This window comes from Streptomyces sp. TG1A-8 (genome assembly GCF_030499535.1).
GTDB lineage: Bacteria > Actinomycetota > Actinomycetes > Streptomycetales > Streptomycetaceae > Streptomyces.
The window spans coordinates 2,085,197-2,111,243 of the sequence record NZ_JASTLB010000001.1; the positions used below are offsets into that span (position 1 = coordinate 2,085,197).

17 protein-coding genes and 1 pseudogene are annotated in these 26,047 nt (G+C 73.8%); 4 read left to right on the forward strand and 14 right to left on the reverse strand.

Features of this window, described 5'->3' with window-relative positions:
- Window positions 1–133 precede the first annotated feature (133 nt).
- The 7 genes from QQY24_RS08590 to QQY24_RS08620 all read right to left on the reverse strand — a co-directional run bounded on the left by QQY24_RS08590 (window position 134) and on the right by QQY24_RS08620 (window position 9,527).
- Window positions 134–1,837, reverse strand: a complete 1,704-nt coding sequence (locus QQY24_RS08590; protein WP_301972075.1) for a proline--tRNA ligase — start codon at window positions 1,835–1,837, stop codon at window positions 134–136.
- 41 nt (window positions 1,838–1,878) lie between these two features.
- Window positions 1,879–2,442, reverse strand: coding sequence for a GNAT family N-acetyltransferase (locus QQY24_RS08595; protein ID WP_301972077.1), 564 nt, complete (start codon window positions 2,440–2,442; stop codon window positions 1,879–1,881).
- Window positions 2,443–2,584: 142 nt separating this feature from the next.
- Window positions 2,585–3,433, reverse strand: a complete 849-nt coding sequence (locus QQY24_RS08600) for a GNAT family N-acetyltransferase (protein ID WP_301972079.1) — start codon at window positions 3,431–3,433, stop codon at window positions 2,585–2,587.
- 101 nt (window positions 3,434–3,534) lie between these two features.
- The gene (gene ispG / locus QQY24_RS08605) at window positions 3,535–4,692 is read right to left on the reverse strand and encodes a flavodoxin-dependent (E)-4-hydroxy-3-methylbut-2-enyl-diphosphate synthase (RefSeq protein WP_301972080.1); all 1,158 of its coding nucleotides are present in this window, start codon (window positions 4,690–4,692) and stop codon (window positions 3,535–3,537) included.
- Between the two features lie 170 nt (window positions 4,693–4,862).
- Entirely contained in the window at window positions 4,863–6,164 is a 1,302-nt protein-coding gene (locus QQY24_RS08610; protein WP_301972081.1) for an RIP metalloprotease, read from the reverse strand.
- Complete coding sequence (gene dxr / locus QQY24_RS08615) at window positions 6,161–7,432, reverse strand: 1-deoxy-D-xylulose-5-phosphate reductoisomerase (RefSeq protein ID WP_301972082.1); 1,272 nt, start codon at window positions 7,430–7,432, stop codon at window positions 6,161–6,163. Before dxr ends, QQY24_RS08610 begins: the two co-directional genes overlap by 4 nt.
- A gap of 157 nt (window positions 7,433–7,589) precedes the next feature.
- A complete protein-coding gene (locus QQY24_RS08620) occupies window positions 7,590–9,527 on the reverse strand; it encodes an acyl-CoA dehydrogenase family protein (protein ID WP_301972083.1) in 1,938 nt (645 codons plus the stop codon).
- Between the two features lie 307 nt (window positions 9,528–9,834).
- Between QQY24_RS08620 and QQY24_RS08625 the strand changes: the two genes are divergently transcribed.
- Entirely contained in the window at window positions 9,835–10,848 is a 1,014-nt protein-coding gene (locus QQY24_RS08625) for a LacI family DNA-binding transcriptional regulator (protein ID WP_301972084.1), read from the forward strand.
- Between the two features lie 92 nt (window positions 10,849–10,940).
- On the forward strand, window positions 10,941–12,998 hold the full coding sequence (locus QQY24_RS08630; RefSeq protein WP_301972085.1) for a TIM-barrel domain-containing protein: 2,058 nt from the start codon (window positions 10,941–10,943) through the stop codon (window positions 12,996–12,998).
- Window positions 12,999–13,042: 44 nt separating this feature from the next.
- On the opposite strand, the gene QQY24_RS08635 is transcribed toward QQY24_RS08630, so the two are convergent.
- The 4 genes from QQY24_RS08635 to QQY24_RS08650 all read right to left on the reverse strand — a co-directional run bounded on the left by QQY24_RS08635 (window position 13,043) and on the right by QQY24_RS08650 (window position 20,195).
- Window positions 13,043–13,771 carry a hypothetical protein gene (locus QQY24_RS08635; RefSeq protein ID WP_301976179.1) on the reverse strand — a complete coding sequence of 243 codons (729 nt, stop codon included), beginning with the start codon at window positions 13,769–13,771 and terminating at the stop codon, window positions 13,043–13,045.
- Between the two features lie 998 nt (window positions 13,772–14,769).
- Window positions 14,770–16,215 (reverse strand): aldehyde dehydrogenase family protein, encoded by a 1,446-nt coding sequence (locus QQY24_RS08640; RefSeq protein WP_301972086.1) that lies wholly within the window; start codon window positions 16,213–16,215, stop codon window positions 14,770–14,772.
- A gap of 156 nt (window positions 16,216–16,371) precedes the next feature.
- The gene (locus QQY24_RS08645) at window positions 16,372–17,943 is read right to left on the reverse strand and encodes a PucR family transcriptional regulator (RefSeq protein WP_301972087.1); all 1,572 of its coding nucleotides are present in this window, start codon (window positions 17,941–17,943) and stop codon (window positions 16,372–16,374) included.
- Between the two features lie 125 nt (window positions 17,944–18,068).
- Window positions 18,069–20,195, reverse strand: a complete 2,127-nt coding sequence (locus QQY24_RS08650; RefSeq protein WP_301972088.1) for an ATP-binding protein — start codon at window positions 20,193–20,195, stop codon at window positions 18,069–18,071.
- A gap of 262 nt (window positions 20,196–20,457) precedes the next feature.
- Between QQY24_RS08650 and gabT the strand changes: the two genes are divergently transcribed.
- Both gabT and QQY24_RS08660 read left to right on the forward strand, forming a co-directional pair.
- Window positions 20,458–21,792, forward strand: coding sequence for a 4-aminobutyrate--2-oxoglutarate transaminase (gabT, locus tag QQY24_RS08655; protein ID WP_301972089.1), 1,335 nt, complete (start codon window positions 20,458–20,460; stop codon window positions 21,790–21,792).
- Between the two features lie 385 nt (window positions 21,793–22,177).
- On the forward strand, window positions 22,178–22,942 hold the full coding sequence (locus tag QQY24_RS08660; RefSeq protein ID WP_301972091.1) for a phosphatase PAP2 family protein: 765 nt from the start codon (window positions 22,178–22,180) through the stop codon (window positions 22,940–22,942).
- A gap of 539 nt (window positions 22,943–23,481) precedes the next feature.
- On the opposite strand, the pseudogene QQY24_RS08665 reads toward QQY24_RS08660, so the two are convergent.
- From QQY24_RS08665 to QQY24_RS08675, 3 genes and pseudogenes are all read right to left on the reverse strand, one after another.
- A pseudogene (locus QQY24_RS08665) lies at window positions 23,482–23,946 on the reverse strand (carbohydrate binding domain-containing protein); the annotation flags it as partial.
- A gap of 44 nt (window positions 23,947–23,990) precedes the next feature.
- Entirely contained in the window at window positions 23,991–24,449 is a 459-nt protein-coding gene (locus tag QQY24_RS08670) for a hypothetical protein (protein ID WP_301972092.1), read from the reverse strand.
- A 159-nt stretch (window positions 24,450–24,608) separates the two neighbouring features.
- The gene (locus QQY24_RS08675; protein WP_301972093.1) at window positions 24,609–26,039 is read right to left on the reverse strand and encodes an FAD-binding oxidoreductase; all 1,431 of its coding nucleotides are present in this window, start codon (window positions 26,037–26,039) and stop codon (window positions 24,609–24,611) included.
- Between the last annotated feature and the right edge of the window lie 8 nt (window positions 26,040–26,047).

Genomic DNA, 26,047 nt, shown 5'->3' on the forward strand with positions numbered 1-26,047 from the left:
GGCACGGGAGCCGCACCACCGGGACGGGCCGCACGGCGGCGGCGACGCGGCCACCGGGCCGATGTCGCCCCCCGGCGGCCGCCGGGGGGCGTGGCGGGGCGAGGCCCGGGCCGCGCCCCCCGGTGAGCCTTCCTCAGGCGGTGAGACGGGCGACGGCCTCCTCGACGGTCAGCTCCTCGCGCTCGCCGGTCCTGCGGTCCTTCAGCTCCAGCACGCCCTCGCCCGAGCGGCGGCCGGCCACCAGGATCTGCGGGACGCCGATCAGCTCGGCATCGGTGAACTTCACCCCCGGGGAGACGCCGGACCGGTCGTCCACCAGGACGCGGACGCCCGCGGCGGCCAGCTTCCCGGCCACGTCGAGCGCCACCTCGGTCTGCAGGGCCTTGCCGGCGGCGACCACGTGCACGTCGGCCGGGGCGATTTCCCTGGGCCAGCACAGACCCTGCTCGTCGGCGGTCTGCTCGGCGAGGGCGGCGACGGCGCGGGAGACGCCGACGCCGTAGGAGCCCATGGTGACGCGGACGGGCTTGCCGTTGTGGCCGAGGACGTCGAGCTTGAGCGCGTCGGCGTACTTGCGGCCCAGCTGGAAGATGTGGCCGATCTCGATGGCGCGGTCCAGCCGCAGGGCGGCGCCGCACTTCGGGCAGGGGTCGCCCTCCTGCACGACGACCACGTCCACGTAGGCGTCGACCTCGAAGTCGCGGCCGGCGACGACGTTCCTGGCGTGCGTGTGCTCCTTGTTGGCGCCCGTGATCCAGGAGGTGCCGGGGGCCACGCGCGGGTCGGCGATGTAGGTGACCTTCTCGCCCAGGCCCTGCGGGCCGACGTAGCCGCGGACCAGGTCGGCGCGGCCGGCGAAGTCCTCGGCGGTGACCAGTTCCACGACGGCCGGGGCGAAGTGGGCCTCGACCTTGTCCATGTCGACCTCGCGGTCGCCGGGCACCCCGACGGCCACGATTTCGCCGTCGACCTTGACCAGCAGGTTCTTCAGCGTGGCGGCGGCCGGGACGCCGAGGGCGGCGGCCAGGGTCTCGATGGTCGGGGTGTCGGGGGTGGGGATCTCCTCGAGCGCGGGGACGGCCGAGCCGTCGACGGGCTGCGGCTCGTAGGTGACCGCCTCGGTGTTGGCGGCGAAGTCGCAGTTCGGGCAGTCCGCGAAGACGTCCTCGCCCGCCTCGGCCGGGGCCAGGAACTCCTCGGACCTGGAGCCGCCCATCGCGCCGGCGGTGGCCGCGCAGATGCGGTAGTCCAGACCCAGGCGCTGGAAGATGCGCTGGTAGGCCTCGCGGTGCAGGGCGTAGGACCGGTCGAGGCCCTCGTCGGCCAGGTCGAAGGAGTACGAGTCCTTCATGAGGAACTCGCGGCCGCGCAGGATGCCGGCCCGGGGGCGGGCCTCGTCCCGGTACTTGTTCTGGATCTGGTAGAGGATCACCGGCAGGTCCTTGTAGGAGGACGCCTGGTCCTTGACCAGCAGGGTGAAGATCTCCTCGTGGGTCGGGCCGAGGAGGTAGTCGCCGCCCTTGCGGTCCTTCAGGCGGAACAGCTCGCCGCCGTACTCGTCCCAGCGGCCGGTCGCGTCGTAGGGCTCGCGCGGCAGCAGGGCGGGGAGCAGCACCTCCTGGGCGCCGATGGCGTCCATCTCCTCGCGGACGACGCGCTCGACGTTGGCGAGGACCTTCCTGCCCAGGGGCAGCCAGGACCAGAGGCCGGCGGCGGTGCGGCGGACGTAACCGGCGCGGACGAGGAGCTTGTGGCTGAGGACCTCGGCGTCCGCCGGGTCGTCACGCAGTGTCTTCACCAGCAACTGGGACATGCGCTGGACCGGTGCGTTCGCCATGGTTTCCTACTCCTGCCGGACAAGGGTGATGTCACCGGAGGTTAACCGGGCGGGCTGTTGCGGAGGAAATCGGCCGGGGCCCGGCGCAGCGGCAGGGGGGCGCCCATCACGGCGTACGGCCTGGGGGCGCTCGGGAAGTGCACCTGGCGGGCCAGGTCGACGTAGCCGAGGGAGTGGTAGAGGCCGCGGGCCGGGCTGTCGGTGTCGATCGCGGAGAGGATCGAGCGGGGTTCGCTCGCGTCGTCCGTGATGGTGGTGATCAGGCGCCGGCCGATGCCCCGGTTCTGGTGGTCGGGGTGGACGTGCAACTCGGTGATGACGAAGGAGTCGTCCAGCCAGGAGTCGTTGTCCCGGGCGCGGAGGTAGGGCTCCACGACCGTGGACCACCAGTGGGTGCGGGAGTTGGGCATGCCGTAGACGAACCCGGCCAGGCGCCCCCGGACGGTGGCGCCGAGGGCTCTCGCGCCGGGGTACTGCATGTGGCGCTGGACGATCTGTCGGCGCACGGCGACTTCGTCGGGGCCCAGCCCGAAGGCCACCGCTTGTACCGCCAAGGCCTCGTCCACGTGGGCTGAGAGGTCCAGGGGGCCGATCACGAGGTCCATGCTGGGGAGCGTACAGGGCCGTTGCGGGCGACGGCGGGGGCGGGACGGTCATGGCCGCCCCGCGCCCGCGCGGGGCGGCGGCACAGCTAACCGTTCGCGCGCGCCTTCGGGCCGGCCGTCCGCGCGGTGGTCCCCGCGGTGGTCAGAAGAGGACGCTCATGAAGGCCCCGACCTCCTGGAAGCCCACGCGCCGGTAGGTGCGCCGCGCCGCCGTGTTGAAGTCGTTGACGTACAGGCTCACCACCGGGGCCACGTCCGCGAGCGCGTAGCGGATCACCGCCGCCATGCCCGGCGCCGCCAGGCCCCTGCCCCGGTACTCGGGCGCGACCCACACGCCCTGGATCTGGCAGGCGTGGGCCGTGGCCGCGCCGATCTCCGCCTTGAAGGCGACCTTGCCGCGTTCGTCGATGCGGGCGAAGGAGCGGCCGGAGCCGATGAGTTCGGCGACGCGGGCCTGGTACAGCAGGCCGCCGTCGCCGGCCAGCGGGGAGACGCCGACCTCCTCGGTGAACATCGCCACGCAGGCCGGCATGATCGTCTCCATCTCGTCCTTGCGGACGCGGCGGACGTAGGGGTCCGGGGCGATGTCGGCGGGCACGCGGTCGGTGACCATCAGGGGCTGGCGGGCGCGGACCTCGCGGGCCGGTCCCCAGTGCGGTTCGAGCAGGCGCCACAGCTCGGCGGTGGCCTCGGCGGGGCCGACGATGGAGGAGCAGCGGCGGCCGGCCCGGCGGGCCCGGTCGGCGAAGGCGCGGACGGCGCGCGCAGTGGCGCAGATGGGCACGAGGTTGGCGCCCGCGTAGCACAGGGAGGTGAGCATGCCGTCCTCGTACCAGCCCCACATCTCGCCGCCCAGACGCCAGGGGTCGAGGCCGGCCACCAGGATCCGGGAGGCCACGAAGGCGTTGACGACCGGCTCGCGGTCGAGGACGGCGAGCGCGGCGCCGAGGTCGCTCGGTTCGAGCACCCGGGAGGTTGTCTGGGTCAACACGTGCGGGGCCTCACCCTGGGGTTCTGCTGATCCCCGCACTGTACCCGGCGAACGTGTGCGGCGCCGCCCCCGTGGGGGCGGCGGCGCGGAAGGGACCGGACTCAGCCGGCGACGGAGACGGACGGCTCGCCGGAGGTGACGCCGTCGGCCTCCATCTGCTCGGCGAGCTTCATGGCCTCCTCGATCAGGGTCTCGACGATCTTCGACTCGGGGACGGTCTTGATGACCTCGCCCTTGACGAAGATCTGGCCCTTGCCGTTGCCGGAGGCGACGCCGAGGTCGGCCTCGCGGGCCTCGCCGGGGCCGTTGACGACGCAGCCCATGACGGCCACGCGCAGCGGGACCTCCATGCCGGTCAGGCCCGCGGTGACCTCTTCGGCGAGCTTGTAGACGTCGACCTGGGCCCGGCCGCAGGAGGGGCAGGAGACGATCTCCAGGCCGCGCTGGCGCAGGCCCAGCGACTGCAGGATCTGCAGGCCGACCTTGACCTCCTCGGCGGGCGGGGCCGACAGGGAGACGCGGATGGTGTCGCCGATGCCCTGGGAGAGCAGGGCGCCGAAGGCGACGGCCGACTTGATCGTGCCCTGGAAGGCGGGGCCGGCCTCGGTGACGCCCAGGTGCAGCGGGTAGTCGCACTGCTCGGCGAGCTGCCGGTAGGCCTCGATCATCACGACCGGGTCGTTGTGCTTGACGGAGATCTTGATGTCCCGGAAGCCGTGCTCCTCGAACAGGGACGCCTCCCACAGGGCCGACTCGACCAGCGCCTCCGGGGTGGCCCTGCCGTACTTCTGCAGCAGGCGCTTGTCCAGCGAACCGGCGTTGACACCGATGCGGATCGGGGTGCCGTGGTCCTTGGCGGCCTGGGCGATCTCCTTGACCTTGTCGTCGAACTGCTTGATGTTGCCCGGGTTGACGCGCACGGCCGCGCAGCCGGCCTCGATGGCGGCGAAGACGTACTTCGGCTGGAAGTGGATGTCCGCGATGACCGGGATCTGCGACTTGCGGGCGATGGTCGCGAGGGCGTCGGCGTCGTCCTGGGTGGGGCAGGCGACGCGGACGATCTGGCAGCCGGAGGCGGTCAGCTCGGCGATCTGCTGGAGGGTCGCACCGATGTCGGACGTGCGGGTCGTGGTCATCGACTGGACCGAGACCGGGGCGTCGCCGCCGACCGCCACGGACCCGACCTGGATCTGCCGGCTCTTGCGGCGCTCGGCGAGTTTGGTCGGAACGGACGGCATGCCGAGAGAAATCGCAGTCATCTGCTGTGCAACCCCAAGTCGTGGATCAAGGTCCGGTCCCGTGGACGCCGGGCTCCAGGCTTCGAGATTACGGCACCGGCCGGTGCCCGGGCACTTCCCACCCGGCGGACCCACCCGATGGGAGGCGGCCCGGAACGCACGGGTTCCGGGCCGCCTCGGACACCGGGCGGCTAGGAGATCTTCACCGGGTTGACGACGTCCGCGACGAGCACCAGGAGCGTGAAGCAGACGAAGATCCCGGCCACCACGTAGGCCACCGGCATCAGCTTGGCCACGTCGAACGGACCGGGGTCCGGTCGGCGCAGCACCCGGGCCACACCGCGCCGCAGCGACTCCCACAGGGCGCCCGCGATGTGCCCGCCGTCCAGCGGGAGCAGCGGGAGCATGTTGAACAGGAACAGGGAGAGGTTGAAGCCGGCGAGCAGCATCACGAACATCGCCACCTGCTGGGAGGCGGGGATGTCCAGGGTGGCGATCTCGCCGGTGACGCGGGCCGCGCCGACGATGCCCATCGGGGAGTCCGGCTCGCGCGGGCCGTCGCCGAAGGCCGCGTCCCACAGGGCGGGGATCTTGCCGGGCAGGGCGGCGAGGGAGTCGACGGCGTCGCCGACCCGCTCGGTCATCCAGGTCACCGAGTCGCCGAGGTCCAGCCTGGTGACGCCGGTGGCGGCGCTGAAGCCGAGGAAGCCGGCCTTGACGTAGCCCTTGACGTAGTTGCCGCTGGAGTCCTTCCTGGTGACCAGGTTGGTGGCGATCGTCGCGTGCAGGGTGAGCCGCCGTCCGTCCCGGTCGACGACGATCGGGACGGTCTTGCCGGCGCTGTCGCGGATGAGGTCGGACAGCGTGTTCCAGTCCCCGGTCGGCCGGCCGTCGAAGGAGACGATCCTGTCGCGCCTGCGGATGCCGGCGTCCGCGGCGGGGGACGCGGGGTCGGACTTCCTGCAGGTGTCCCGGTTCTGGCTCTGCGCGATGACACAGGGCGAGACGGAGGCGACGGTGGTGGTCTGCTGCTGGATGCCGAAGCCCATGAGCACGGTGAGGAACAGGGCGACCGCGAGGACCAGGTTCATGAAGGGGCCCGCGAACATGACGATGACGCGCTTCCAGGGCTTGCGCGTGTAGAACATGCGCGTCTCGTCACCCGGTTTCAGCTCCTCGTAGGCGGCCGTGCGGGCGTCCTCGATCATGCCGCGCCACGGGGAGGTGGAGCGGGCGGTGACCCGGCCCGAGCCGTCGGGCGGGAACATGCCGATCATGCGGATGTAGCCGCCGAGCGGGACGGCCTTGACGCCGTACTCGGTGTCGCCCTTGGTGCGCGACCAGACGGTCGGGCCGAAGCCGACCATGTACTGCGGGACACGGATGCCGAAGAGCTTGGCCGTGGACAGGTGTCCCAGCTCGTGCCACGCGATGGAGACGAGCAGGCCGACCGCGAAGACCACTATGCCGAGGATGAACATCAGGGTCGTCATGCACGCGCCTCCGCGGTCGCCGTCGTGGCTGTCAGTTCGCGGGCCCGGGCCCGGGCCCAGGTCTCCGCTTCGAGGACGTCCGACACGGTCAGCGAAGTTCCCGTGACCGGGGTGCCGTGCTCCTCCACGACCCGGGTGACGGTCTCCATGATGCCGTTGAAGGGCAGCGCACCGCTGCGGAAGGCCTCGACGCACTCCTCGTTGGCGGCATTGAACACCGCCGGGGCCGTGCCCGCGAGCCGCCCCACGTGCCGGGCGAGGTTCACCGAGGGGAAGGCCTCGTTGTCCAGGGGGAGGAACTCCCAGGTCGAGGCCTTGCTCCAGTCGAAGGCGGGCGCCGCGTCCGGAACCCGTTCGGGCCAGCCCAGACCGATGGCGATCGGCCCGCGCATGTCGGGGGGCGTCGCCTGGGCGATCGTGGACCCGTCGGTGAACTCGACCATCGAGTGCACGTACGACTGGGGGTGGACGACGACCTCGATGCGTTCGAAGGGAAGGTCGTAGAGCAGGTGGGCCTCGATGACCTCCAGCCCCTTGTTGACCAGGGTCGCCGAGTTGATCGTGATCACCGGGCCCATCGCCCAGGTGGGGTGGGCCAGGGCGTCCTCGACGGTGACGTCCGCCAGCTCCTGCCGGGTGCGCCCGCGGAAGGGGCCGCCGGAGGCGGTGACGACCAGCTTGCGCACGTCGGCGCGGGCGCCGGCGGCGAGTGCCTGGAAGAGCGCGGCGTGCTCGGAGTCGACCGGGATGATCTGCCCGGGCTTGGCGAGCGCCTTGACCAGGGGGCCGCCGACGATCAGCGACTCCTTGTTGGCGAGCGCGAGGGTGCGGCCCGCCTCCAGCGCGGCGAGGGTGGGGGCGAGGCCGATGGAACCGGTGATGCCGTTGAGCACCGTGTGGCAGTCGGAGGCGGCGACCTGGCGGGCCGCGTCCGGCCCGGCGAGTATGTCGGGCAGCGGCTCCCCGGCGCCGTACCGCTCGGCCAGGGCCTCGCGCAGCGCCGGCACGGCGTCCTCGCGGGCGACCGCGACGGTCCGCACCCGCAACCGGTGGGCCTGCTCGGCGAGGAGGGCCGTGCGACCGCCGTTCGCGGAGAGGGCGGTGACCCGGAAACGGCCGGGGTTGCGCAGCACCAGGTCGATGGCCTGGGTGCCGATGGACCCGGTGGAGCCGAGGATCACCACGTCCTTCGGGCCGTCGCCCGTGAGGGGGTCGTACACGAGGTGCGGGTCGGCGAGAGGTGCGGGGCTGACGGGACTGTCGGTCATCCCCCCATTGTGGCGGCACGCGGCGGCCACCAGAACAGCGCGTCCCCCGGGCGGGTGCCCCGGCGGCCGCGCGCTGCCGGGGCACCCGCCCGGACACGCACGCGCGGACGACGTCCCGGGGGGATTTCCCCGTGCGGGATCCGCACGACCCGTACCGCTAAGTGCCGTAGGGGCGGCGGGCGTTCTCGTGCGCGGAGGGCCCGGGGGTCGCGTCCGCGATCCACGGACCCTCCCCCGAGGGGTCGACGATGCCCTCCTCCAGCCAGGTGTAGGCCCCGCCGAGGACGTCCCGGACCACCGTGCGGTCGAGGTCGTCGGTGTTGGTCCACAGGCGGCCGAAGAGCTCCTCGACGCGGATGCGGGCCTGGCGGCAGAAGGCGTCGGCGAGTTGGTAGGCCTCGCGGCCGTGCTCGCCCTCGCTCCGCAGCCGTTCGGCCCGGACGCAGGCCGCGCTCATCGCGAACAGCTCCGCGCCGATGTCCACGATCCGTCCGAGGAAGCCCTGCCTGGTCTCCATCCGACCCTGCCAGCGGGACATGCCGTAGAAGGTGCAGCGGGCCAGTCTGCGGGCGCTCCGCTCGACGTGGCGCAGGTGCCGGGACAGGTCCCTGCCGTGCCGGAACCCGGAGTACGAGGAGGGCAGCTGGCCCGGTCCGGCGACCAGCCGGGGCAGCCATCCGGCGTAGAAGACACCCGCGTGCGCACCCGCCCTCGCCTTCTCCCGCAGGGAGGTGCGGGGGTCGATGAGGTCGCCGGCGACCGCGAGGTGGGTGTCGACCGCCTCGCGGGCGATGAGGAGGTGCATGATCTCCGTGGAGCCCTCGAAGATGCGGTTGATGCGCAGGTCCCGCAGCAGCTGCTCGGCCGGGACCGCCCGTTCGCCGCGCGCCCGCAGGGACTCGGCGGTCTCGTAGCCGCGTCCGCCGCGGATCTGGACCAGTTCGTCGGCCATGCGCCAGGCCGCCTCCGAGCCGTAGAGCTTGGCGAGGGCGGCCTCGATGCGGATGTCGTTGCGGTCCTCGTCGGCCAGCTGCGAGGATAGGTCGAGCACGGCCTCCAGCGCGAACGTCGTCGCGGCGATGAAGCTGATCTTGGAGCCGACCGCCTCGTGCAGCGCGATCGGCTTGCCCCACTGCTCACGCTCGGCCGCCCATTCGCGGGCGATCCTCAGGCACCACTTGCCGGCGCCGGCGCACATGGCGGGCAGGGACAGCCGGCCGGTGTTGAGGGTGGTGAGCGCGATCTTCAGGCCCGCGCCCTCGGGGCCGATGCGGTGGGCGGCCGGGACCCGCACCCGGTGGAGGCGGGTGACGCCGTTCTCCAGGCCCCGCAGTCCCATGAAGGCGTTGCGGTGCTCCACGGTGACGCCCTCGGAGCCGGCCTCCACCACGAACGCGGTGATGCCGCCCCGGTGCCCCTCGGACCGCGGCACGCGCGCCATGACGACGAGCAGGTCGGCGACCACGCCGTTGGTGGTCCACAGTTTCACCCCGTCGAGGACGTAGTCGTCGCCGTCGGGCACGGCCGTGGTGGCCAGGCGGGCCGGGTCGGAGCCGACGTCCGGCTCGGTGAGGAGGAAGGCTGAGATGTCGGTGCGGGCGCAGCGCGGCAGGAAGGCGGCCTTCTGCTCCCGGGTGCCGAAGAGCTTCAGCGGCTGCGGCACGCCGATCGACTGGTGGGCGGAGAGCAGCGCGCCGACGGCGGGGCTGACGGAGCCGACCAGCGCGAGGGCCTTGTTGTAGTAGAGCTGGCTCAGGCCGAGGCCGCCGTACTCCGGGTCGATCTTCATGCCGAGGGCGCCGAGTTCCTTCAGGCCCGCGACCACCTCGTCGGGGATGCGGGCCTCGCGCTCGATGCGGGCGGGGTCGACGGCCGTCTCGCAGAAGGCCCGCAGCCGGGCGAGGAACTCCTCGCCGCGGCGCACGGACTCGGGGTCCGGGAGCGGATGGGGGTGGATGAGGTCGAGCCGGAAGCGCCCGAGGAACAGTTCCCTGGCGAAGCTGGGCTTGCGCCAGTTCCGTTCCCGGGCGGCCTCCGCCACCTCGCGCGCCTCGCGCTCGGTGACGGTGGTGCGTGGGGTGGTGGGGGCGGACATGGGGGCTCACCTCGCCGCGGGGAGGGACGAACGAGGACCGTTCCGTACCGACCGGTGCTCTGGTTCGTTGGTACCCGGGACGGGCCGGCCCCGCCACCGCGGGCGCCCGATCGGCCGAGGGCCCGCCGCCGCGGGCCGCGGGTGTGTGCTGCCGCTCGGCGGGGGTGCGGGTGGACGGGAGGAGTGTCGAAGCGCTTCGACGGACTATGGACACCCACTGCGGCTGAAGCTACTGTCAGTACCCCCCCCCACTCGCCGTTGTCGGTCATGCGCCTGGTCGAAGCGCTTCACGAACCTGGAGGGCCGGATGGTCACCCTCGCCGAGGTCGCCCAGCACGCCGGAGTCTCGGCGAGCACGGTGAGCTACGTCCTCAGCGGCAAGCGGTCCATCTCCACCACCACCCGGCAGCGGGTCGAGCGGAGCATCCGGGAACTGGGCTACCACCCGAACGCGGGCGCCCGCGCCCTGGCCAGCAGCCGGTCGAACATCATCGCGCTGATGATCCCCCTGCGCACCGACCTCTACGTGCCGGTGATGATGGAGATCGCCATCGCGGTGGCCACCACGGCCCGCGCGCACGGGTACGACGTGCTGCTGCTCACCGGCGAGGAGGGCCCCGACGCGGTCCGCCGGGTCACCGGCAGCGGTCTCGCCGACGGGATGATCGTGATGGACGTCGGCCTGGAGGACGAGCGGCTGCCGCTGCTGCGCGGCACGGACCGGCCCTCCGTCCTGATCGGTCTGCCCGCCGAGACCGGCGCCCTCACCTGCGTCGACCTGGACTGGACGGCGACGGGCGCGCTGTGCGTGGAGCACCTGGCGGGGCTCGGCCACCGTGACATCGCTGTCATCGGGGAGGCCCCGGCCGTCTACGAGCGGCACACCGGCTTCGCCGAGCGCACCCTGGACGGGCTGCGCTCCCGGGCCCGGGAAGCGGGCGTCCGGGTGCTGCACCGGCCGTGCGAGGGCGGGTACGACGCGCTGGCGGTGACCCTGGCCCGGATCGCGGACGAGCGCCCGGGCACGACCGGGCTCGTCGTGCAGAACGAGTCGGCGGTGGAACCGCTGCTCGCGCTGCTGCGCCAGCAGGGCCGGGCGGTGCCCGAGGACGTGTCCGTGGTGGCGGTCTGCCCGGACCAGGTCGCCGTGCAGGCCTCCGTGCGACTGACCTCGGTCGCCATCCCCGCCCAGGAGATGGGCCGGCACGCCGTGGAGCACCTGGTGGCCAAGCTGGACGGGCGCGACGGCGACGAGATCGTGCTGATCGCGCCCGAGCTGACGGTGCGGGCGAGTTCGGGGCCGGCGCCCGCGGCGTCCTGACACCCGCTCCCCCTGCCCGCCCGCGCCGCGCGCCCACGGGGCACTCCTCCGCCTGCTCTCCCCGTCCGCACTCCCCCCGACAGGAGCACGCCGTGAACCAGCCCGAGGAAGTCCAGCCCGCCGTCGCGCCGCCCGGGGTCTCCCTCGCGCACTCCTCCCCCACCGTCGGCGTCTTCCGGGAGCGGGAGGGGGCGCTGGAGTGGAGCGGCCGCCAGGAGACGGTACGGATCGAGCCGTGGGGTCCGGACGCGGTCCGGGTGCGGGCCCGGCTCGGCGGCCCGGTGCTCGAAGGGCTGCCGGGCGCCCTGCTCGACGGGCGGCCGCCGGCCGCCGGCACCGTCGAGAGGGGTGCGGACCGGGCCCGCGTGACGGTCGGCGCGCTGACCGCCGAGGTCAGCGCCGAGGGCCTGGTCCGGTTCCTGCGCACCGCCGACGGCTCGGAGCTGCTCGCCGAGGAGCGCGCCCACTTCTGGTGGCCCGGTCCGCGCCTGTACACGGCCGTCGGCGGCGGCCACCACCGCCTGGAGCAGCGTTTCGCCGCCTACGACGGCGAGAGGTTGTACGGACTGGGCCAGCACCAGCACGGACGGCTGGACCAGAAGGGCCTGGTGCTGGACCTGGTGCAGCGCAACGCCGAGGTGAGCGTGCCGGTGCTGGTGTCCAGCCGGGGCTACACCCTGCTGTGGAACAACCCGGCGATCGGCCGGGTGGAGCTGGCGGCCAACGGCACCCGGTGGGTGGCCGACTCGGCCCGGCAGCTCGACTACTGGATCACCGCGGGCGGTCCGGCCGACGGGCAGCGCGCCTACAGCGCGGTGACCGGGCGTGCGCCGATGCTCCCCGAGTGGGCGGCGGGTTTCTGGCAGTGCAAGCTGCGCTACCGCACGCAGGACGAACTCCTGCGGGTGGCCCGGGAGTACCGGCGCCGGGGGCTGCCCCTGTCCGCGATCGTCTGCGACTTCTTCCACTGGACGCACCTCGGTGAGTGGAAGTTCGACCCCGCGCAGTGGCCGGACCCGGCGGCGATGGTCCGGGAGCTGGAGGAGATGGGCGTCAGACTGGTGGTGTCGGTGTGGCCGTCGGTGTCGCCGCTGTCCGAGAACCACGCGCTCATGGAGCAGCGCGGCTACTTCATCGGCACCCAGTACGGCCCCACGGCGCACGCCGACTGGCCGGACAAGGGGGTCGCCTCGGCCGTCCAGGTGGCCTTCTACGACGCCACCAACCCCGGGGCCCGGGAGTTCGTGTGGTCCCGGGTCCGGGACCACTACCTGGCCCCGTACGGCATCACGGCCTTCTGGCTGGACGCGTGCGAACCGGAGCTGAAGCCGGGCTTCCCGGAGAACCTGCGCTACTGGGCGGGCCCCGGCCCGGAGGTCGGCAACCTCTACCCGCGCGAGAACGCCCGCACCTTCCACGAGGGCCTGCTGGCCGCCGGGGAGCCGGAGGTGATCACCCTCAACCGCTCGGCGTGGGCGGGCAGTCAGCGCTACGGCGCCGCCCTGTGGTCCGGTGACGTCGGCACCGACTTCGCCACCCTGCGCCGGCAGATCGCGGCCGGTCTGAACACCGCGCTGTCGGGCATCCCGTGGTGGAACACGGACATCGGCGGCTTCCACGGCGGCGACCCGGACGACCCGGCGTACCGGGAGGTGATGGTCCGCTGGTTCCAGTTCGGCGCGCTGTCCCCGCTGATGCGGCTGCACGGTTTCCGCGATCCGGGCATGCCGCTGGGCCCGGAGATGACCGGCGGTCCGAACGAGGTGTGGTCCTACGGCCCGGAGGCCGGCGCGATCCTGGAGAAGTACCTGCGGCTGCGCGAGCGGCTGAAGCCGTACGTCCTGCGCGTCATGCGGGAGGCGCACGAGGAGGGGCTGCCGGTGCTGCGCCCGCTGTTCCTGGAGTTCCCGGACGACCAGGCGGCCTGGTCGGTCGACGACGCCTACCTCTTCGGCCGCGACCTGCTGGTGGCCCCGGTGCTGACGGCCGGGGCCACGGCCCGCACGACGTACCTGCCGGCGGGGGCGCGGTGGACGGACGCCTGGACGGGGGGGACGTACGAGGGCGGTGCGGCGGTGACGGTGGACGCCCCGCTGGACCGTATCCCGCTGTTCCTGCGGGACGGCGCGGAGCTGCCGGTGGCCGGGTAGCGCGGGAGGGGCCGGTCCCGGACGGGGCCGGCCCCCGGCGCGGCTCAGCCGCCGCTGACGCCGTAGCTGTTGGTGGTGAAGTCCAGTCCGCCGGACGCCGAGGTGATCTCGAAGCCGAACTGGAGGTCGCCGACGGTCACGTTGCCGAACCAGCCCTTGGTGTCCTTGATCCACTTCAGGATCGGCAGGACGTTGACCGTGCCGGAGCTGGAGTTGGAGCTGCGGATGAAGGAGAAGACGTCGTTGGCGCCGTTGTTGCCCTTGTAGACGGTCCAGGTGGACCCGCCGAGGGTGACCGTGCCCTGCGAGGTGCCGAGCGGGCCGACGGCCCCGGTCTTGTTGACCCAGAGCATGATCTCGTACCGGTAGCCGGTGTCCCAGATGTCGTACGAGGTGTTGTACGCGCCGGACGACGGGACGGTGACGTTGTAGCTGCTGGTGAGCGAGGAGAGGGAGGCGATCGACTTGTTGATCACCTTCTTGGCGTTGGGGTACGACTTGATGCCGCCGGTGTTCGGGTGGTTGGCGTTGACGCCCCAGTTGGTGCCGGAGTTGGCCCAGACGCACTGGCTCCCGGCCCCGGAGCCCCAGATGTTGTTGTAGAGGGTGTAGCCGTCCAGGGTGGTGTTGCCCCACTGGTCGCAGGAGCTCCAGACGGCGGCGGAGGCGGGCGCCGAGGCCAGGGCGACGGTGGCGGTGAGGGCGAGGGCGGGTGCCAGCAGGGCCGTCGCGACCCGGCCCGTGATGGTGTGTGCCATGGTGTCCCTTTCCATGGGTGGGGGGAGTTTCCCGGGTTGCCGCGCCCCCGGGGTGAGGACGCGGTGCTCTCCGGCGACCAGGTCGGGCGGTGCGGTACCGGAGCGGGTCCGCGGTTCGACGCGCGTGGTGCGGCTCGGCTTCAGGACGGCCCGGGCACCGTCCTGACGCCGGGTGAGGCCGATCCCGGCGCCGAACCGGGTGCGCCCGCCCCGCAGCCGCTCCCGGCGGAGGGCGTCCGGGACGGCGGGCGGCCCGTCCGGCTCACCGCCCGGGTAGGGCACGGTCCCGGCGGGCTCCGGTTCGATCTCCTGCGACCACGGGGTGCCGCGGAAGCCGTCGCACCGCACGGTCCCCCCCTCCCCGCCTCCGGCGGCCACCGCGCGTGCAGCGTGCGGATGCCGAACAGCTCGGGTGGAGGCGGAGGAGTCCCTCCGGCCGGGACCGGAGGGGGCGGGGGCGACGTTCGGCGTCATTGCGTCAACCCTTCGTGGCGCACCAGGACACCCGGCGGTGGCCGTCGGCTGCGGTGTCTTGAGTGGATCCGGCTGAGCGGGCCTGGCTGAGCGGGGTGCGGCCGGGACGTCGCCGGGCGGAGGTGCCCCGGGAGTCCGGCGGCAGGGCGAGTCGCGTCGAAGCGCTTCGATACTGCTGCGAGGTTAGGTGAACGCCTGGAGGCGCACAAGGGCCACCTCCAAGGTTCCTCGACCGCAACCCGCTCCCTTCGCCCCTGCCGCCTCTTGCCGATCAGTCACGGAATCGGCCTCCGTGCGGTCGGCGCCTTGGCGCCCCGCCCTGTCTCGACCGAGCATCGAAGCGCTTCGAAAGAGCCGTGCCACTCGCTGCCGGGGGAAACCGCCCGTGACCGCTCACCCGCCCTCGGCCCCGCCCTTCCGCGATCCCCGCCCGCCGTTCGCGAAGCGCGTCGAGATCCTCGGCGCGGGCGGGAAGACCGACGGCCGGAGCCCCCGCACAGCGGGCTCCGGCCGTTGCCGTCCGACCTGTCCGTGGCAGGTCAGAGCGCGAGGCCCGTGAGGACCAGGACGCGCTCGTAGGTGTAGTCCTCCATCGCGAACCGGACGCCCTCGCGGCCCACGCCGGACTTCTTGACGCCGCCGTACGGCATCTGGTCGGCGCGGTAGGACGGGACGTCGCCGATGACCACGCCGCCGACCTCCAGGGCGCGGTGGGCGCGGAAGGCGGCCTGCAGGTCGTGGGTGAACACACCCGCCTGGAGGCCGTACTTGGAGTCGTTGACGGCGGCGAAGGCCGCGTCCTCGCCGTCGGCCCGCTGCACGGTGAGGACGGGGCCGAAGACCTCCTCGCAGGAGATCGTGGTGTCCGCCGGTACGTCGGCGAGGACCGTCGGCGCGTAGGAGGCGCCCTCGCGCTTGCCACCGGTGAGGAGCCGGGCGCCCGCCGCGACCGCCTCGTCCACCCACGACTCGACGCGCCGGGCGGCCTCCTCGCTGACCAGCGGGCCGACGTCGGTCCCCTCGTCGCTCGGGTCGCCGGTGACCTGGGCCTCCACGGCGGCGACGATGCGCGGGAGCAGACGGTCGTACACGGACGCGTCCGCGATGACCCGCTGCACCGAGATGCAGGACTGGCCGCCCTGGTAGTTGGAGAACGTCGCGATGCGGGTGGCCGCCCAGTCCAGGTCGGCGTCGCTCGCGTAGTCGCCGAGGACCACGGCCGCGCCGTTGCCGCCCAGCTCCAGCGTGCAGTGCTTGCGCGGCACCGAATCCATGATCGCGTAGCCGACCTTCTCCGAACCGGTGAAGGAGATCACGGGCAGGCGCTCGTCCTGGACGAGGGCGGGCATGCGGTCGTTGGAGACCGGCAGGATCGACCAGGAGCCGGCGGGCAGGTCGGTCTCGGCGAGCAGGTCACCGATGATCAGGCCGGACAGGGGGGTGGCGGGCGCCGGCTTCAGGATGATGGGGGCACCGGCGGCGACGGCCGGGGCGACCTTGTGGGCGCACAGGTTCAGCGGGAAGTTGAACGGCGCGATGCCGAGGACGGCGCCCTTCGGGAAGCGGCGGGTCAGCGCCAGGCGGCCCTGGCCACCGGCGTCCGTGTCGAGGCGCTGGGCCTCGCCGCCGTTGAAGCGGCGGGCCTCCTCGGCGGCGAGCCGGAACACGGAGACGGCCCGGCCGACCTCGCCGCGGGCCCACTTGACCGGCTTGCCGTTCTCGGCGGAGATCAGCCGGGCGATCTCCTCGGTGCGCTCGGCCAGGCGCCGGCTGACGTGGTCGAGGGCGGCGGCGCGCACGTGCGCCGGGGTGGCGGCGAACTCGTCGCGGACGGCGTGCGCGGCGGCCACGGCCTCCTCCACCTGGGCGTCGGTGGGCACGCTGACCCTGCCGACGAGCCGGCCGTCCCATGGCGAGGTGACGTCGAAGGCGTCCTCGCCGGTGACCTGGCGGCCGGCGAGCCAGAAGGCGTGGGTGGAAGTCATGTTCGGGATCCCGGCCCTTCCGCGTTGAGGTGTGCTGTCGGTTGCGTGGTCCACGGTAGGCCGCGCGGCGGTGGGATGCGCTTGTCCGAGTCGTAGTGGTGGGCGGCGGGGATGTGCCGGATTGGCGTGGTGGGGGCGGGGCCGTCCCCGGGCCGGTCACTCCTGCGACGTCGCCTTCAGGGCCAGCCACAGTTCCATCCGGACGTCCGGGTCGTCCAGGGAGCGCCCCAGGATCTCCTCGACCCGGCGCATCCGGTAGCGCAGCGTGTGCCGGTGGACGCCCAGGTCGGCCGCGGCGGCGTCCCACTGGCCGTGCCGGGACAGCCACGCCCGCAGCGAGGCGACCAGGTCGCCGCGGCCCGTCGCGTCGTGCTCGCGCAGCGCGCACAGCAGACCGTCGGCGAAGGCCCTCACCGCGTCGTCGGCGAGCAGCGGCAGCACGGACCCCGCGGCCAGCCGCTCGTGCTCCACGAGCACCCGACCGCGCCGCCGCGCCACCGACAGCGCCTGCTCGGCCTGCTTGTAGGCCGCCGCCGCGGCGATCGGGCCGGAGGGCGCCGAGAGGCCGACGACCAGCCCGTCCTGGTGCTCCGCGCCCTGCTCGGGCATGGACCGGGCCTGTTCCAGCACCGCCGCGTGCGCGGTGCAGGCGGCCACCACCGCGCCCCTGTCGGCGGCCAGCACCACCAGCCGCTCCCCCTCCGGCACGGCCAGCACCGCCTCGCCGGAGCGGGCCGCGGCGGCCTCGGCCTCCTCCGCGAGGCCGCCCAGGGGATTGGCGCCGGACACCGACTCGGCCACGATCACCCGGAACGGCGCGTCGAGCAGCCCGCCGTACAGGTCCCCGGCGACGGTCCGGGCGTGGTCCGGTTCCCCGGCGAGCAGCATGCGCAGCACGGCCGCGCCGATCCGCTGCTCGGCCGCGTGCAGGGAACGGGAGCGCTCGGTGGTGAGGGTCAGCAGGGCGATGGCGGAGTGGACGGCGTACCGCTCGGCGGTGCCGGGGGCGGACGCGGTGCCGACGGCGAGTGCCGCGCGGGGGCGCCGGCCCGCCCCCAGGGAGTGCAGTTCGATCCGGTCGTCGTCGTCCGGTCCGCCGACCACGGAGGAGGCGGGCGCCGGGCGTTCGCGCAGCCGTTGGACCTCGGGGGTGAGCCGGGCGGCCCGGCGGTGGGCCCACTCCGGCGCGGCGGCGACGACGGCGCCCGAGGCGTCGTACAGCGCCGCCCACCCGTCGACCTGGGCGGCGAGCGCGGCCAGCAGCCCTTCGGGGCCGGCGGTCAGGGTCTGCCGGGTCAGCTCGCGCTGGGCGGCGAAGCCCGCCGTCACGGCCCGGTACTGGTCGGCGGCGATCGCCGCGGAGACGGCCTTGCTGATGGCGAGGAAGGGAGTGCGGCGGGGCACCTCCAGCAGCGGCAGCCCCTCCTGTTCGGCGGCCTCGACGAGGGCCCGGGGGATCTGCTCGTAGTTGACGCCGACCGCGAAGCCCAGCCCGACCACCCCGGCGCCGACCAGCCGCTTCACGTAGCGGCGCATCGCCTGGGGGTCCTCCGCGTCCAGCTTGAGGGCGGTGATCAGCAGCAGCTCGCCGCCCTCCATGTAGGGGACGGGGTCGGCCAGCTCGCTCACGTGCGCCCAGCGGACGGGCACGTCGAGGCGGTCCTCGCCCGCGCGCACGGTCAGCCTGAGCGCGGAGTGGTGGACGAGCGAGGCGAGGGTCGGGGGCATGGGACCTTCAGGGCTGGGTGGACCGGGAGGCTTCGGCGATCATCGTGATCATTTCGCCGTCGCGTACGAACGGCCTGTGCCGATTCTGCCTCACCGTACGATCGGGCGGACCCGACGGCCGTGCCTCAGCCCCGCAGGTCCACCAGCAGCGGCGGTGCGTGCTCGCCCTGCACGCTCGTCAGCGACAGCACCGCGTGCCCCGGCGGGACGGCGTGCGCCAGTTCGGAGGCCGACCAGCGCTCGCGTTCCACCTGGCGGACGGTGACGGCCCGGGCGGTGGGCGCCTGGCCGGTGATGACCCGGCGCAGCATGTGCACGGCCTTGCCGGCCGGGGTCTCGGCGATGATCTGCCGGTCGGTGACGTCCCGGGTCTCGGTCCACTCCTTGCCCCACACCTCGGCGAAGTCCTGCCCGTCCCAGGGGGTGAGCCCGGACAGCGCCATCCGGCAGCCGGTGGCGCCGAGCAGCGGGCCGCGCAGCGGCCGGGCCACGTCGTCCAGGGTGCGCAGGGTCAGCACGGCACCGGCGCCCGCGGAGCGCAGCCGCTGGATGCCGCGCACGGCCTCGGGGGTGACGACGCCGGCGGCGTCGTCCAGCAGCAGGCAGGCGAACAGCGAACGGTCCTCCCGCACGGTCACACCGGCCGTGAACTGGGCGAGCACCAGCCGGGCCAGGATCCGGGAGGCGTCGGCGTGCCCGCGCGGGGGCAGGTCGATGCGGACGCGGACCGGGTGGTCCAGGGCCCTGAGGGAGAACGGCCGGGTCCGGCCGGAGGTGTCGAAGAAGGCGGCGAAGGCGGGCCGGTCGAGCAGCGCGATCCGGTCGGCGAGGACCGTGCCGACGTCGCCGGGGTGGGCCATCTGCCGTTCGCGGGCGTCGAGCTCCCTGAGCAGCGGTTCCTGCCCGGTGTCCGTCAGCGCCCTGCGCAGCGCGGCCAGCGGGCCGGGCGCGCCGTCGAGGAGACCGCGCAGCTCGGGGACGGACGGGAAGCGGCCGTGGACGGCGTGGAAGGGACCGAGCAGCTGGGCGAGGACGGTGGTGGAGCGGCGACTGTCGCTGCCGGGGTGCGGGTCGACGAGGTCGCCGACGAGGGCCTCGGCGAGTATGGCGGCGGCCTCGTCCGGGTCGGTGGTGCCGCCGTACAGGTCGAGGTCGTGGACGGACTCGGGGTGCCCGACGCGGACGACGACGTCGTACGACTCGGCCGGCCCCAGGCCCGCGCCCGCCGCGCCGACGACGACCACGGCGGCGCGTCCGGCGAGGGCGTGCAGGCAGAGCGACTCGGCCAGCGGCCGGATCACCGTGCCGGTCTTGCCGGAGCCGGCCGGGCCGACGGCGAGCAGCGAGGTGCCGAGCAGCTCGGGGTCGAGGGCGAGCCCGGCGCCCCGGTACTGGTAGGGGTTGCGCGGGTCGTCGGCGGTGGTGCCGAGGCGGACCTGTCCGGTGAGCAGGTCGTGCCGGGCGTTGCGGACGGGCAGGTCGCGTGCCCCGGAGGGGTGCGGGCAGGCGGCGGAGCCGTCCCTCAGCACGGCGGCGGTGAAGGCGGCGATGCTGTGCCGTCCGGAGCGCACCGCCTGCCAGGCCCGGCCGATGCGCGCGTGGTCGACGTCGCGCATGAGGCCGGCCCGCGCCTCGGCGGCCAGCCGTTCGGCGGCCTCGTGCGCGCCGGCCTGCCGCAGCTGGGGCCACTCGGCGGCGTCCTCCTCGGGCGCGGGCGGCCGTTCGGCCACCGGTGCGGCCGGGCGCCAGGCGGGCGGGCCGTAGCGGCGCCACACCTCGCCCCAGCGGCCGATGCGGCCGACGGCGAGCGCGATGGCGGCGGCGATGAGGGTGTAGTACGAGTACCACAGGACGGCGTTGCCGACGCGGTCGTTGCCCTCCCGCCAGGAGTCGGGGGTGAACAGCTCCAGGGGCAGCACCCACCAGCCGCCGAGGTAGCCGTTCCACAGCAGGGACCACACCAGCCAGCCCACGAGGAAGGCGATCAGGGCACCGCTCAGCAGCTGCCGGGCCGGGATCAGCTCGGGCTCCTGCTCGGGCCGGGGCCGGTGGCCGAAGCGCCACACACCGGGTGCCGCCTGCGGCCGGGGGGCCCGCAGCCAGGCCAGGAAGGCGGAGCCGTCCGGCCGGGGCGGCGCCCCGGGCGGCACCGGGGGCATGGGCGGCAAGGCGGAACCCTCCCGGGGCGCCGCTGGGCGCGGCACCGGATCCGCCTGCGTGCCGCGCGCGTCGCGCGTCCCGTCTCCGTCCATCGCCCTTGCCCCCTGACCAGCCGTTCCGTCCACCGTCAGCGAGCCAATCTAACGCCCCAGCAAGGGGAGTTCACCGCTTACGCGGCCGAGAGGGGTCCCACGGACCCGTTCGTGCCCCGTGCGGGCCGCCACCACGCTATGTCCACCGCGGACAACCGTGGCTGCCGACAACGCCCACATGGAGCATGCCCACTCCCCGGCGGCCGTCCTAGCCTGCGGGAAGAGGAACAGAAGGAACCCGGCAACACCCCAGGAGCCCCGCATGACCGCACTTCCGCAGGAGCGCCGCGTCGTCACCGCCATCCCCGGCCCGAAGTCGCAGGAGCTGCAGGCCCGCCGCACCGCGGCGGTCGCGCAGGGCGTGGGCTCCACGCTGCCCGTGTTCGTCACGCGCGCGGGCGGCGGCGTGATCGAGGACGTCGACGGCAACAGCCTCATCGACTTCGGCTCCGGCATCGCCGTGACCTCCGTCGGCGCCTCCGCCGAGGCCGTGGTGCGCCGGGCGAGCGCGCAGCTGGCCGACTTCACCCACACCTGTTTCATGGTCACCCCCTACGAGGGCTACGTGGCCGTCGCCGAGGCGCTGGCCGAGCTGACCCCGGGCGACCACGCCAAGAAGTCCGCGCTGTTCAACTCCGGCGCCGAGGCCGTCGAGAACGCCGTCAAGATCGCCCGCGCGTACACCGGGCGGCAGGCGGTCGTCGTGTTCGACCACGGCTACCACGGCCGCACGAACCTCACCATGGCGCTGACCGCGAAGAACATGCCGTACAAGCACGGCTTCGGACCGTTCGCGCCCGAGGTCTACCGCGTCCCGGTCGCCTACGGCTACCGCTGGCCGACCGGCCCGCAGAACGCCGGCCCCGAGGCCGCCGCGCAGGCCATCGACCAGATCACCAAGCAGGTCGGCCCGGACAACGTGGCCGCGATCATCATCGAGCCGGTGCTCGGCGAGGGCGGCTTCATCGAGCCGGCCAAGGGCTTCCTGCCCGCGATCCGCCGCTTCGCCGCCGACAACGGCATCGTCTTCGTCGCCGACGAGATCCAGTCCGGCTTCTGCCGCACCGGCCAGTGGTTCGCCTGCGAGGACGAGGGCATCGTCCCGGACCTGATCACCACCGCCAAGGGCATCGCCGGTGGTCTGCCGCTGGCAGCCGTCACCGGCCGCGCCGAGATCATGGACGCCGCGCACGCGGGCGGCCTCGGCGGCACCTACGGCGGCAACCCGGTGGCCTGCGCCGGTGCGCTCGGCGCCATCGAGACGATGAAGGAGCTGGACCTCAACGCCAGGGCGAGGAGCATCGAGGCGGTGATGAAGCCCCGCCTCGCCGCCATGGCCGAGAAGTTCGACGTGATCGGTGACGTCCGCGGCCGCGGCGCCATGATCGCCATCGAGCTGGTCAAGGACCGCGCGACCAAGGAGCCGAACCCGGAGGCGACCGCCGCGCTGGCCAAAGCCTGCCACCAGGAGGGCCTGCTGGTCCTCACCTGCGGCACCTACGGCAACGTGGTGCGCTTCCTGCCGCCGCTGGTCATCGGCGAGGACCTGCTGAACGAGGGCCTGGACATCGTCGAGCAGGCTCTTTCGCGCATCTGAGCAGGGGGTCCGCACCCCTGGAGGCTCGCTGCGGCAGGCCGTGTGAAGAAGGTGTGCGGGGTGGATGACGGGTCGCGGTTCCGTCTGCCCAAGCGCCGCGGGCTGCCGTAGGTTCTTCCCGGATGAGAGATACACCCCGCCCACAGGGGACTGTGGGCGGCTTCAGGCCGGGGCCTCCCCAGCTTCGACCTGGCCGTGCCCTCGCGCACACGACCGGGGCCTGACGGCTCCGGGATCTCCTCACCGATCGGACGGTCGCCGCCCCAAACCCCCCGGGGCGCGCGGCGTCCCGGTCCGGGCGGCCGCCCCGGAATCACCCCCCCTGTTCCGGGGCGGCCGGCCTCCTTCCCGCACCCTCGCGGCCGGACCTGCGAAGCTGGGCCCCGTGTCGACCTCAGCCCGCCGTCTCCCGCTCTTCGGTGTCCCGGCCGTCCTCTTCGCGCTGATCACCTGGCAGGTCCTCGTCCACGGCCCGCTCCTGCGCCTGGACGCCCGCCTCAGCCGGGCCCTCGTCCGTCCGGACGGGTTCTCCGCACTGCTCTCCGACCTCGGTGACGTCCGGGTCGCGCTCCCCGTGACGGCCGCGGCCGCCTGGTACGCCGCCCGGCGGGGCCGTGCCGACGGTGCGGACCGGTGGTGGCTGCCGCCCGCCGCGGCGGCCGTGCTGATGGCCCTGGTCCCGGCGGTCGTCGTGCCGCTGAAGGAGTGGACCGCGCGGCCGGGGACCCCCGTGGTGCCCCCGGCGGTCGGCTACTTCCCCTCCGGCCACACGGCGACGGCGGCCGTGGCCTACGGCTCGGCGGCCCTGCTCCTGCTGCCGTGGCTGCGCTCCCCTGCGGCCCGCGGGTCGCTGGCCGGGGGCTGCGCCGCCCTCGTGCTCGGGGTGTCCTACGGCCTGGTCCGCCACGGCTACCACTGGCCGCTGGACGTGGTGGCCAGCTGGTGCCTGGGCACGGTGCTGCTGGCCACCCTGTCGCTCGTGGCGGACCTCAGCCGAAGTAGCCGCCGAACGTCTTCCGGAACTCCCAGTTCGCGAAGCGGTCCCAGTTCACCGACCACGTCATCAGGCCCCGCAGACCGGGCCAGGTCCCGTGGGTCGCGTACGAACCGCAGTTCGTCCTCTTCGTCAGGCAGTCCAGCGTCTTCGTGACCTCCGAGGGGGGCACGTAGCCGTTGCCCGCGTTGGTGGACGCCGGCATGCCGATGGCGACCCGGTCGGGGGGCAGCGGCGGGAAGACGCTGCCCGGGTCGCCGGCCACCGGGAAGCCGGTGAGCAGCATGCCGGTCATGGCGATGTGGAAGTCGGCGCCGCCCATGGAGTGGTACTGGTTGTCCAGGCCCATGACCGGGCCGGAGTTGTGGTCCTGGACGTGCGGCAGGGTGAGGTCGTCGCGCAGGGCGTGGATCACCGGGAGGTACGCCCCGCAGCGGGGGTCCTGGCCGCCCCACTTGCCGGTGCCGTAATACTGGTAGCCGTTCCGCACGAAGAAGGTCTCCGGGGCCGTCGACAGCACGAACTTCGCCCGCACCGGCCCCGAGCCCGCCCGGGGCGGCGGGCGGCTGTCCGGCGCCCGTGCCGCCGGGGCCGACGAGCGAGAGGTCGTCGGCGTAGTAGGCGCCCGTGCCGTACCAGCCGTGGGTGTAGATCGTGACCTCGGTGGTGGCGGCGCCCGTGGTGAAGGTGGTGCTCAGCTTCTGCCAGTCGGGGGCGGGCTGGGTCCAGGCGGAGGCGTCGGTGGTGCCGGTGCCGCTCGCGCCGAGGTAGACGTAGGAGCCGCGGACGTAGCCGGACAGCGTGTACCGGGCGTTCGGCTGGACGGTCACCGTCTGCGCGCACCGGGCGTTGTCGCTGCCGGCCGGGGTCGCCTGCAGCGCGGGGCTGCCGCCGTGCACGGGTGAGCCGACCGCGGTGCCGGCGGAACAGGTCCAGCCGGACAGGCCGGACTCGAAGCCGCCGTTCCGCGCGAGGTCCGCGTCGCCGCGCGGGCGGCCGACGCGAGCGCGGTCATCCCGGGCACGGTCAGCAGCGCGGCCGTGAGCAGGGCGAGGACGGATCCGGGGCGCCGGCTGCGCCGGCTGCGCCGGACGCGTGGGGCGCGTGGGGCGCGTTCCACAAGGGCCTCCGGGGAGGGGGAGTCGGGGGAGGAAGCGCACTCCATTTGGTCCAGACCAATTCCCTTGTCAAGGTGTCCGGGGCGCTACCCGGCCGCGCCCGCCTCGTGGGCGGGCCCCGCCGCCTCGTGCATCGCCAGTTCCAGCAGGACCGGGTCGGTCAGCGTGCCCGCCCCGTCCGGCGGCACCAGCCAGCGCGCCGGCCGGGTCGCCCGGTCCGGGTGCGGCACCACGATCCAGGTGCCGCGACCGGCGCCGCGGATGCCGGTGCCCAGCCAGCGGGCCGCGGTGCCGGGCGGCACGAAGAACCCCACCCGGCCGTCGCCGAAGCCGGCCAGCACCGGGCCGGGCCGGTCGAGGAGCCGGCTGAGCACGTCCAGGGTGAGGTGGCCGAGGTCGCCCGGCAGGATCAGTACGTCCCAGGCCTTGCCGGCGGGCAGCAGGGCGACCCCGGAGGGGCTGCGCTCCCACTCCCGGCGGCAGGCCCCGGGGTCCGGTGCGACGGCCGCCAGCCATGCGGCGGCCGTCCTGGCCCCAGTCGTCACGGGACCTCCTTCCGTCGTGGACGCGTCCGCGTCACGGGGAGGAGGCAGGTCCCGGGCGGGCGTTACGCGGGTTCCGGCTCCCCGGTCGCGTGAGCCCGGTCACACCCGTCGGCCGCCCGGGCGCCGCCCGTCCGGTCCCGCCCGTGGGCGGGGGCCGGTTCAGCTGTCGAAACCCAGTCCCAGCCGGTCCATCGTCCGCAGCCACAGGTTGCGCCGACCGGCGTGGGCGTCCGCGCGGGCCAGGGACCACTTGGTCAGGGCGATGCCCGTCCAGGCGAACGGCTCCGGCGGGAACGGCAGCGGCTTCCTGCGGACCATCTCCAGCTCGGTGCGCTCGGTCCGCTCCCCGTCCAGCAGGTCCAGCATCACGTCGGCGCCGAAGCGGGTCGCGCCGACGCCGAGCCCGGTGAAGCCGGCCGCGTACGCGACCCGCCCCCGGTGGGCGGTGCCGAAGAACGCCGAGAAGCGGGAGCAGGTGTCGATCGCGCCGCCCCAGGCGTGGGTGAAGCGGACGCCCTCCAGCTGCGGGAAGCAGGTGAAGAAGTGCCCGGCGAGCTTGGCGTAGGTCTGCGGCCGGTCGTCGTACTCGGCACGCACCCGGCCGCCGTACGGGTAGATCGCGTCGTAGCCGCCCCACAGGATGCGGTTGTCGGCGGACAGCCGGAAGTAGTGGAACTGGTTCGCCGAGTCACCGAGGCCCTGCCTGTTCCTCCAGCCGATCGCGGCCAGCCGGTCGGCGCTCAGCGGCTCGGTCATCAGCGCGTAGTCGTAGACCGGCACGGTGTACGACCGCACGCGCCGCAGCAGGCTGGGGAAGACGTTGGTGCCGAGCGCGACCCTGCGGGCGCGGACGGAGCCGTACGGGGTGCCGACGGCCATGCCGGCGCCGTACTGCTTCAGCGTGAGCGCGGGCGTGTGCTCGTGGACGCGGACGCCGAGCCGGACGCACGCCTGCTTCAGGCCCCAGGCCAGCTTCGCCGGGTGCAGCATGGCCACGCCCCGGCGGTCGAACAGGCCGGCTTGGAAGGTGGGCGAGTCGACCTGCTCGCGCACGGCGTCCGCGTCCAGGAAGTCGATGCCGTCGGCGAGGCCCTCGTCCTGCAGCGCGCGGTGCCAGTCGCGCAGCTCCCGGGCCTGGTAGGTCTCGGTGGCGACGTCGATCCCGCCGGTGCGCTCGAAGTCGCAGTCGATGCCGTGCCGGGCGATCGCGGCCTCGATCCCGTCGAGGTTGCGCCTGCCCAGTTCCTCCAGCCGGTGGATCTCGTCCGGCCAGCGGGCGAGGCCGTTGGGCAGGCCGTGGGTGAGGGAGGCGGCGCAGAAGCCGCCGTTGCGGCCCGAGGCGGCCCAGCCCACCTCGCGGGCCTCCAGCAGCACCACGTCGCGCCGCGGGTCGCGCTCCTTGGCGTTCAGCGCGGTCCACAGTCCGCTGTAGCCGCCGCCGACGACGAGCAGGTCGCAGGTGTCGGTGCCGGTGAGGGCGGGCTCGGGGTGGGGCTTGCCGGGGTCTTCCAGCCAGTACGGGACCGGCCGTGCTTCGGAGAGAGAGGCGGTCCAGTTGTCCTTGCCACGGCTCATGGCGCTCGGGGCCATGATTTCAA